This is a genomic window from Mycobacterium sp., from assembly GCF_032159565.1.
GTDB lineage: Bacteria > Actinomycetota > Actinomycetes > Mycobacteriales > Mycobacteriaceae > Mycobacterium.
Genome location: NZ_JAVHWR010000050.1, coordinates 1 through 8,330, shown reverse-complemented (window position 1 = coordinate 8,330; position 8,330 = coordinate 1). Strand labels below are relative to the sequence as shown.

The window sequence follows — 8,330 nt, the reverse complement described above, 5'->3', positions numbered from 1 at the left end:
AGCCGAAACCCCGTCCTGCGGTAGCCAACCCGCGCATATCAGTCTGACCGCGCGTCGCCAACCGACACGCTCACCACACGGACTCGCGAGAAAGCAAAGAGGCGCCGGCGGGTTAGCTCCCCGACGGCGCCTCCCCATGCCCCCTTGACAAGATTCTCTACATATCAGGTGTTGGATAGTGGTGGTCGCGGTTGGAATGGTTCGTACCACCACCAGTCGGCGCGTTCGCCGCTGGAGCCGGGGCACGGTGGGACGGCGGGCGGGGGTTTCGTCGGTGGTCGCGCCAGTGGTGCAGAGCTCAGAACTCGGCCTGCGTTGTCGGTGACGGTCAGGTTGTGCGGGGGTCCGGCGATGGCGATGATGCCTCGATGGTGTAGCCGGTGATGGAAGGGGCAGACCAGCACCAGGTTGCCCAGGTCGGTGGCGCCGCCGTCTTCCCAGTGTCGGATGTGGTGGGCGTGCAGGCCGCGGGTGGCCCCGCAGCCGGGGACGGCGCAGGTGGGGTGGCGGTGTTCGAGGGCACGGCGGAGCCGGCGGTTGATCACCCGCGTCGTACGGCCGGCGCCGATGGGTTGCCCGTGGCGTTGAAACCAGACTTCGCAGGTGGCATCACAGGTGACGTATTGGCGTTCGGCGTCGGTGAGCAGCGGCCCCAGATGCAGACCAGCGACGCGGTCTGTCACCTCGACATGCACCACCACGGTGGTGTGCTGACCGTGCGGGCGGGCGGCGGCGTCGGTGTCCCAGCCGGCCTCGACCAGCCGCATGAACGCATCGAGAGCGCCGGGCAGCGGCGGCCGGTTCGGTGAGCGCCGCTCGTCGTCGTGGTCGCGTTTCCACTCGGCGATCAGCGCATCCTGATGCGACTGCAGCGCGGCATCGAATTTCGCCGCGTCCAGCTTGGGCAGGGTGATCCGGAACGTGGTGGCCTGCCCGTCGCTGGTTTTGGTGATCGAGCGCTGCCGGTGGGGCTGCGGGTCGGGGTCAGGGCGCGGTTCGAGCTTGATCGCGGTGCGCAGCTGGGCGACCGTGGCGACCTCGGCCTTCGCCGCGTAGTGCTCATCTGAACCGTGGGCTGCCCGCTCGGCGATCACGCCGACCTGATCCAGTGACAGTCGGCCCTCCCGCATCGCTTGCGTGCAGCGGGGGAACTCGTCGAGCCGGTTCGCCACAGTGGTGATGGTGTGCGCGTTGCTCGGCGAGGTGCCGATCTTCCATGCCACCAACGCCGCCACCGACCGCGCACCCGTAGAACCGCACAGCTCGTCGCGCTCCATCTCCGCGGCGATCTCCACGATGCGCCCATCGATGGCGTTGCGCTGACCGGCTAACTCCGACAACTCCTCGAACAACACCTCCAGCCGCGCCGCACGAGGCGGCGAGGGAACGAAAGACGGTGCCGGCGAGGACATGACCCCCATCAAAGCAGGGGGGTACGACAAAAACTTGCGTTAGATGTTCAGCCCGGAGAACATCACCCGTCCGGGATCGTATTTCTGCCGTACGGCGCTGAGCTTGGATAGATTCGGTCCGAAGTACCGCGACGGCGGCTGGTTCGCCTCCACATAGTTCACATAGCCGCCGACCGAATACCGTTGCACCGCTTGGTGTGCCGTGTTGAGCCAGTTGACGGCCGCCGACGGAGGGCCTGCCGGCTCGATGTACCACTGCACCAGCGCGGACTGCCCGCGCCACGGAAATGCGGTGGCCCCCGGCGCCACAGTGGCCAGCGCCCCGTCAAGGGTGTGCATGATCGCCAACATGCGGCCCGCTCCCGAAGGAAAGGCGTTGACCGCCGCGGCGATGCCCTGTGCTGCGCCCGCGTCGATGGTCCGGAAAACGTCTGACCCGCCGACGTATCCCAGCGGGGCCGGGTTGAGATTGTTGCCTGCCAGATACTTCGTCAGATCCAGATAGTTGAACGTCTGCACATCGGTCCCGGTCGGTTGCACCCCGACGGCTGAGGTGACGGCATTCGCGACGCTGTTGCCCGACCCGGCCGGGCAGGTCGCCATGATGCGGCAGTGCGTACCCGTCGCGTCGGTGGTGCTGTCCGCAAGTGCCCAGCTGTTCCGATCGGCGGTCCGCAACCAGTTCTGCCAACCGACCAGAACCTGCGCGAACGACTCCGTCGGGAAATGGACGTTCACGACGTCGGCGTCCGCGATGGGGAAGGTGGAAAAGGTCAGCGAGGTCGTCACCCCGAAGTTGCCCCCGCCGCCGCCCCGCAACGCCCAGAACAATTCAGGGTTCTCGGCGGCAGACGCCGTGACCGCCTGGCCCCCTGGCAATACCACCGATGCCGACGTCAGCGCGTCGGAGAGCAGACCCGCATGCCGGGACTGGGCGCCGAGTCCGCCGCCAAGGGCGTGCCCGGCAGCCCCGACTGTCGGGCAGATGCCGGTCGGGATGCCCCTGCCCGCCGCGGCCAGCGTTTGGTGCAGATCCCACAAACTGGTCGCGGGCGTCGCCGTGACCCGCCCGCTGGCGGCGTCGTAGTTGATTCCGCCGGGCAGCTGACGCAGGTCGAACACCATCGCGCCATTCGCCGTTGACGCGCCTATGTAGGAATGCCCGCCACTGCGCGGAGCGACCTTGAGTTTATTGGCAGTAGCGAACGCCATCGCCTTCTGAACGTCCGCCGCCGATGTCGGAGTGACGATGGCCGCTGGCGTAGAGCCGTTGTAGTTGGTGTTGAAAACCTGCTTCGCCGTGGCGAATTGGCCATTGTCCGGAAGTAGAACCGGGTTGCCGATGGCGGTGGACAGGGTTTCCCAGCCGGTGGCGATCGGATCGGCGGCGGCCCGTACCGAGCCGAAAACCGTGCCTGCGGCCAATGCTCCCGCGGCACCCCGCAGGAACGTCTGGCGGGAGATCTCACGCGCCAACGTCGAGCTCCCGCGATTCGGTCACATCGGGAAGTGTCGGCTACGGGACCACCGAAACCACGGCGGCGCGCAACATGATGCGCGACGGTGACCGAATCGATACGAGATCAGAAGATGGAGTAAACCTTTCGCACGGTCTCGTGGATGTCCCAGGTGCCCTTCCAGCCGACCGGGAACACCGCGATATCGCCGGCCTTCACTTCCGCGGACTCGCCGCCTTCGGGCGTCACGGTCATCCGGCCGGACAACAGGTAGATGACCTCGTTCTCGTCCTGCACCCAGTAGGAGGGTCCCGGTGTGCATTGCCAGACACCTGCCGACTTCTCGCCGTCGACCCACATTTCGAGCCCGTGTGTCGCCATGGAATCACCGGTCGCTTCGGACAGCGGTCCCCAGTCCTCGAGTTCTGCGTCGGCGGCCTTGGCGAGTAGTGCGGTATCGATAGTGTTCACAGTGCTGCTTTCTCTGGGAAGGGAAGTGAAATCGGTTCGGGCGCAAGCCGGCTGTTGCCGTCGGCGTCGAAGCGGTCGAGTCCGAGATCGGTCAGGTCGAGCCAGTCGCACCGGCCGGTCATCGTCAGGTCGGCGGCCACCTCGGCGACCGCGGGGCCCCACATCATGCCGTGCCCCGCGGGGCTGGCGACCACCGTGCCGTCGACCGGGCCGTCGTCGGTCAGCAGCGGGCCGAGGATCGGCAGATGGTCGGGGGTGTAGTCGATCGTCGCCGCCCACGTCCTGCGCAGGCCGAGTCCCTTCAGGCCGGGAAGCAGTTCCTCGATCCGGTCGCGGGCCTTCTGGTAGTAGGTCTCGTCGAAATCGGCCGCGACCCCCGGCGCCTCGTCGGGATTGCTCATGCCCCAGAGCAGGCCTCCGGCTTCACCTGGCCGCCAATAGATTCCGGACGGAAGGTCGAACACCATCGGCACCTCGTGCACGTCGAACGCCGACACCGGCGCGGTCACCACCACCTGGTGGCGGGCACCGCCCGCGGGCACTCGGGCACCCGCCGTCGCACCGACTTCGGCGAGCTTGGGGCCGCCGGTGAGCACGACGCGTTCGGTGTCGATCGGGCCGGCGGAGGTGTCGACGCCGACCACCCGGCCGCCCGCGGTGCGCAGTCCGGTGAACCGGCAGCGCTCCCGGACGTCGACCCGATGCGCCGTCAGCGCCGCGGTGTAGGCCAGCACGTTGCGCGGTGCGTCGATGTATCCGTCACCGGGCGCGTACGACGAGCCGAGGGTGGCGCCGGGCGCGATGCCCGTATTGCGGTCGTCGACGTCGGCGGCGGACCACCACTCGACGTCGAGCCCGAGCTTGCGTTGCAGCGCGATGCGGTCGTGGGCCTGCGCCACCTCGGCGTCGCTGAAGCATGGCATCAGGTAGCCCTGGGCGACGAAGCCGCAGTCGAGCGGGAACCGGTCGCCGCTCGCGGCATAGAAATCCTGGCTCCGCATGCCGAGCACGATGGCGGCTTCGGTGCCGCCCTGGGCGCGCACCATGCCCGCCGCACGGCTGCTTGCACCGTCGCCCAGCGTGTTCTTCTCAATCAGGACCACGCGTTTCACGCCGCGCTCCGCGAGCTGGACCGCCGTCCACCCTCCGACCGTTCCGCCACCCACCACTACGACGTCAGCACTGGTCATACTGTGGAACGCTGGCATAGACTGAACGCTCAGTCAAGAGCGAGAAGCGGGGTCACCGGATGTACGGACTCTCGGAGGAAGATCTGGCTATCCGCGATACGGCGCGGGCCTTCGTGGAGTCGTTAATGCCGCACGAGGTGGAGGCCGAGCTCGCAGGCGGCCTGCTGCCGAAGGAGCTGACGGCCGAGCATTCGAGGCGGGCGATCGAGCTCGGCCTGTACGCCACGAACATGCCGAAGTCGGTGGGCGGTCATGGCTGCACAGCCTTGCAGCAGGTGCTCGTACAGGAGCAGTGTGGCCGGGTCACCAACGGCCTCGCCTGGGTGATGGCGACGCCGCCACAGTGGTGGCCCGACGTGGCCACCGACTATCACCGCGAGCGCTGGCTGCTGCCGTCTGTGCGGGGTGAGAAACACGAGGCGTATGCGATCACCGAGGAGTTCGCCGGCTCGGATGTCTCAGAGCTGCAGACTACCGCGCGCCGGGACGGCGACGAGTACGTGATCAACGGGACCAAGTGGCACGTGACGTCGTTCAACCTCGCCGACTACGTCTTCGTCGAGGCGGTGCTCACGACCGGTGAGCACGCGGGCGACCATGTGCTGCTGGTGGTCGACGTGCCGTGGCCGGGGATGGAAGTCGTTCGCACACCACATTATTCGCACAACATCGCCGACGAGCATCCGATCGTCGCGTTCAACGACGTCCGGGTGCCAGCGTCGCATCTCGTCGGAGGCGAGGGCGAACCGATGACCTTCACCCAGGACTGGTTCCGGTTCGAACGGATGATGGTGGCGTCGCGCTGCGTTGGCGCGGCGCAGCGCCTCGTCGACGAGATGACGGCGTTCGCGCGGACACGCGAAGTCGGCGGCAAGCCGCTGGGTGAGTACCAGTTCGTGGCGGGCATGCTGGCCGACAGCGCGACCGAACTCTTCGCCGCGCGCACGATGCTCTACGAGGTGGCCCGGTCCATCGACGCGGGACGCGACCGCAGGATCCTGCACGGCCAGGCCTCGATGGCCAAGCTGTACTGCTCGGAGATGGCGGGACGGGTCGCCGACCGCGCCGTGCAGGTGTTCGGCGGCCGCGGCTACATGCGTGAGAACGTCGCCGAGCGGATGTTCCGCGAGCTACGCGTCGAACGGATCTGGGAGGGCGCCAGCGAGATTCAGCGGATCATCGTGGCTCGCCAGATGATGAACCGCGGGCCGGAGGCGGTGCTGGAGGGCCGGTGACGTCCGGACGGCCGCGGAGGCGGACGGACAGACAGGTGACACACCCCTCCAGCTTCTCGAACTCGGAGACGTCGACGCCGACCACACGGTAACCGCGCTCCTCGAAGAGCTTTGCCGTCCGCGGAGCCGCCGAGGACATCAGCAGCGTGTCGTTGTCGAGGAGGACGACATGTGCGCCCGGCTCCTCTGGAACGGCGAGAAACGTCTCCCCCCAGACGCCCGGGTCGTCGATGACGGCTTCGTAGCCGACGATCGTGCCGTCAGGGAGGGCGGTGACTGCCGACTTCAGGTGCAGTGCCTTCGATACGGGCACCGTCACCACGCCGACACCGAACGGCACGAGGTGCGCCGTCAGCTGCGCGATTCCCTCGGCATTGGTGCGACCGCCCGCGCCGACCCATACGGTGCCGTCGTGCTTCAACACGTCGCCGCCGTCGAGGGTGCCGGGTGCTTCGATCCGCACAACTCGATAACCCTGCGCGCTGACCGCGTCCTCGGCCGCGGAGATCTCGGGCCACCGCTCGTCGGCCCCGGGACGGCCGATGACCGCCAGATCTGCGTACACGACCATGGTGTCTTCGACGAACACCGAGTCGGGACACTCCGGTGCGGCGGGCACCTCGTGTGTGGTCCAGCCCGCGCCGTGAAACGCCGCGACGTAAGCCTCCCATTGCCGTTGTGCGAGTTCGACGTTCACATCGTCGCTGCGGTCGATGTGGGTGATGAGGCCGACGTCGAGCCGAGGTGACGGCCGGCGCACCAGCGCGTGGCGGGCCGACATCACTGCTCCGCCGGGGTGGGATCTGCCGCCTTCGACGCGCGTAGGCCGAGCAGCCGCATGCCGTGGTAGACGACGAGTGCGGCGATGGAGCCGAGCGCGATACCGGTGAACGTCAAATCACCCAGCTGCCAGGTGAAGTCGGCGATGCCGATGATCAACGGGATGGCCGCGGTCATCTGGTTCAGCGGCTTGCCGAAGTCGACGCCGTTGGTCAACCAGATCCGCACGCCGAGGATGCCGACCAGCCCGTAGAGCACGACGGTGGCCCCGCCGAGCACGCCCGGCGGCACGGCTGAGATCGTGGCGCCGACCTTGGGACACAACGACAGTGCGATCGCCACCGCGGCGGCCACCCAGTACGCGGCCGTCGAGTAGATGCGCGTCGCGGCCATCACGCCGATGTTCTCCGCGTACGTGGTGGTGGCCGAACCGCCGCCGAAACCGGCGAGCGTGGTGGCGACGCCGTCGGCGGCCAGCGCCCGGCCCATCAAGGGGTCGACGTCCGTGTCCGTCATCTGGCCGACGGACTTCACATGCCCGATGTTCTCGGCGACAAGCGCGATCACGGCGGGCAAGAACATCGGCAGCACCGCCACGGTGAAGGTGGGTGCGTGAAACTCGGGCAGCCCGATCCACGGCGCCGCGGCGATTCCCGACGTGTCGACGTCGCCGAGGATCAGTGCCAGCACATACCCCGCGACCACGGCGAGGAAGATCGCGAGCCTGCCGATGATGCCGCGGAAGAACGCCAGCGTGGCGACGAGCAGAACCAGGGTGACCAGCCCGAGCAGTGGGCCCTTCTCGAAGTTCGCCTTGGCCGCGGGCGCGAGATTGAAACCGATCAACGCGACGATCGCGCCGGTGACGACGGGCGGCAGCGCGACGTCGATCCAATGGGTTCCGACGAGGTGCACCACCAGGCCGATGACGACCAGCGCGGCGCCGACGGCCACCAACCCGCCAAGCGCGCTGCCCGTGCCGTGCGAGGCAGTCGCCGCCGTGACGGGCGCGATCACCGAGAAGCTCGAGCCGAGGTAGCTGGGCAGCCGGTTGCCGGTGATGATCAGGAACAGCACCGTGCCGACGCCGGAGAACAACAGGGTGGTCGCGGGCGGGAAGCCGGTGAGCACCGGCACCAGAAACGTGGCGCCGAACATCGCGACGACGTGCTGGGCCCCGATCCCGATGGTGCGGGCCCAGTCCAGTCGCTCGTCGGGTGCCACGACGAAGTCAGGGTCGGCTCGGGCGTCTACTTGCTTCCAGGTCAGCGGGATCACGAGGAATATTGTCGCCGCAACCAGTAGCCGAGCGCGCCGATAAGCACAACACCGGCGCCGACGAGCACCGACGTGATCGGCAGCATGACGGCCAGCAGCACGCAGCCGGCCAAGCCGATCGCGGGAATGAGCCTGCGCCCCAACACTCGACGTCGCCGGCCTTCCGGCTCCAGTGCTGGACGTCGCTGGCCTTCCGGCTCCAGTGCTGGACGTAATGTCATCGCCGACGCGTTGGCGATCGCGTAGTAGACCAGCACGGCGAACGCCGAGAAGCCGATCGCCCCGCGCACATCGGCCACCGCGGCGACCAGTGCGACGACGGCGCCCACGGCCAACTCGGCGCGATGCGGGACCGCGAAGCGCGGATGCACCGAGGCAAGCGCGTGTGGCAGGTGGCGATCGCGGGCCATCGCGAGCGTCGTCCTCGACACTCCGAGGATCAGCGACAACAACGAACCCAGCGCCGCGACCGCCGCCCCGGCCCGGACCACCGGTTCGATGCCCGAG

General features: G+C 68.0%; 8 protein-coding genes. 1 reads left to right on the top strand and 7 read right to left on the bottom strand.

Annotated features, from left to right (window positions below):
• Positions 1–164 precede the first annotated feature (164 nt).
• The 4 genes from QOC76_RS06760 to QOC76_RS06745 all read right to left on the bottom strand — a co-directional run bounded on the left by QOC76_RS06760 (position 165) and on the right by QOC76_RS06745 (position 4,530).
• A complete protein-coding gene (locus tag QOC76_RS06760) occupies positions 165–1,412 on the bottom strand; it encodes an HNH endonuclease signature motif containing protein (protein WP_526355491.1) in 1,248 nt (415 codons plus the stop codon).
• Between the two features lie 39 nt (positions 1,413–1,451).
• Positions 1,452–2,888, bottom strand: a complete 1,437-nt coding sequence (locus tag QOC76_RS06755) for an FAD-binding oxidoreductase (RefSeq protein WP_526355489.1) — start codon at positions 2,886–2,888, stop codon at positions 1,452–1,454.
• Between the two features lie 107 nt (positions 2,889–2,995).
• Complete coding sequence (locus QOC76_RS06750; RefSeq protein ID WP_526355487.1) at positions 2,996–3,340, bottom strand: cupin domain-containing protein; 345 nt, start codon at positions 3,338–3,340, stop codon at positions 2,996–2,998.
• Entirely contained in the window at positions 3,337–4,530 is a 1,194-nt protein-coding gene (locus tag QOC76_RS06745) for an NAD(P)/FAD-dependent oxidoreductase (RefSeq protein WP_526355485.1), read from the bottom strand. The genes QOC76_RS06750 and QOC76_RS06745 overlap by 4 nt, the downstream gene beginning before the upstream one ends.
• Positions 4,531–4,589: 59 nt before the next feature.
• Here QOC76_RS06745 and QOC76_RS06740 point away from each other — a divergent pair, with 59 nt between their 5' ends.
• Positions 4,590–5,765 (top strand): acyl-CoA dehydrogenase family protein, encoded by a 1,176-nt coding sequence (locus tag QOC76_RS06740; RefSeq protein ID WP_526355483.1) that lies wholly within the window; start codon positions 4,590–4,592, stop codon positions 5,763–5,765.
• Here QOC76_RS06740 and ddaH read toward each other — a convergent pair.
• From ddaH to QOC76_RS06725, 3 genes are all read right to left on the bottom strand, one after another.
• On the bottom strand, positions 5,707–6,546 hold the full coding sequence (gene ddaH, locus QOC76_RS06735; RefSeq protein WP_526355481.1) for a dimethylargininase: 840 nt from the start codon (positions 6,544–6,546) through the stop codon (positions 5,707–5,709). The genes QOC76_RS06740 and ddaH overlap by 59 nt on opposite strands.
• Positions 6,546–7,823, bottom strand: coding sequence for a uracil-xanthine permease family protein (locus QOC76_RS06730; protein ID WP_526355479.1), 1,278 nt, complete (start codon positions 7,821–7,823; stop codon positions 6,546–6,548). Before QOC76_RS06730 ends, ddaH begins: the two co-directional genes overlap by 1 nt.
• On the bottom strand, positions 7,820–8,330 hold a 511-nt coding region (locus tag QOC76_RS06725; RefSeq protein WP_526355477.1), incomplete at its 5' end, for an amino acid permease. The genes QOC76_RS06725 and QOC76_RS06730, both read right to left, overlap by 4 nt.

Excerpts from the sequence above, each read along its gene's own strand:
- ddaH (WP_526355481.1), bottom strand. The coding sequence starts at position 6,546 with ATGTCGGCCCGCCACGCGCTGGTGCGCCGGCCGTCACCTCGGCTCGAC.
- QOC76_RS06740 (WP_526355483.1), top strand. The coding sequence starts at position 4,590 with ATGTACGGACTCTCGGAGGAAGATCTGGCTATCCGCGATACGGCGCGG.
- QOC76_RS06745 (WP_526355485.1), bottom strand. The coding sequence starts at position 4,530 with ATGACCAGTGCTGACGTCGTAGTGGTGGGTGGCGGAACGGTCGGAGGG.
- QOC76_RS06760 (WP_526355491.1), bottom strand. The coding sequence starts at position 1,412 with ATGTCCTCGCCGGCACCGTCTTTCGTTCCCTCGCCGCCTCGTGCGGCG.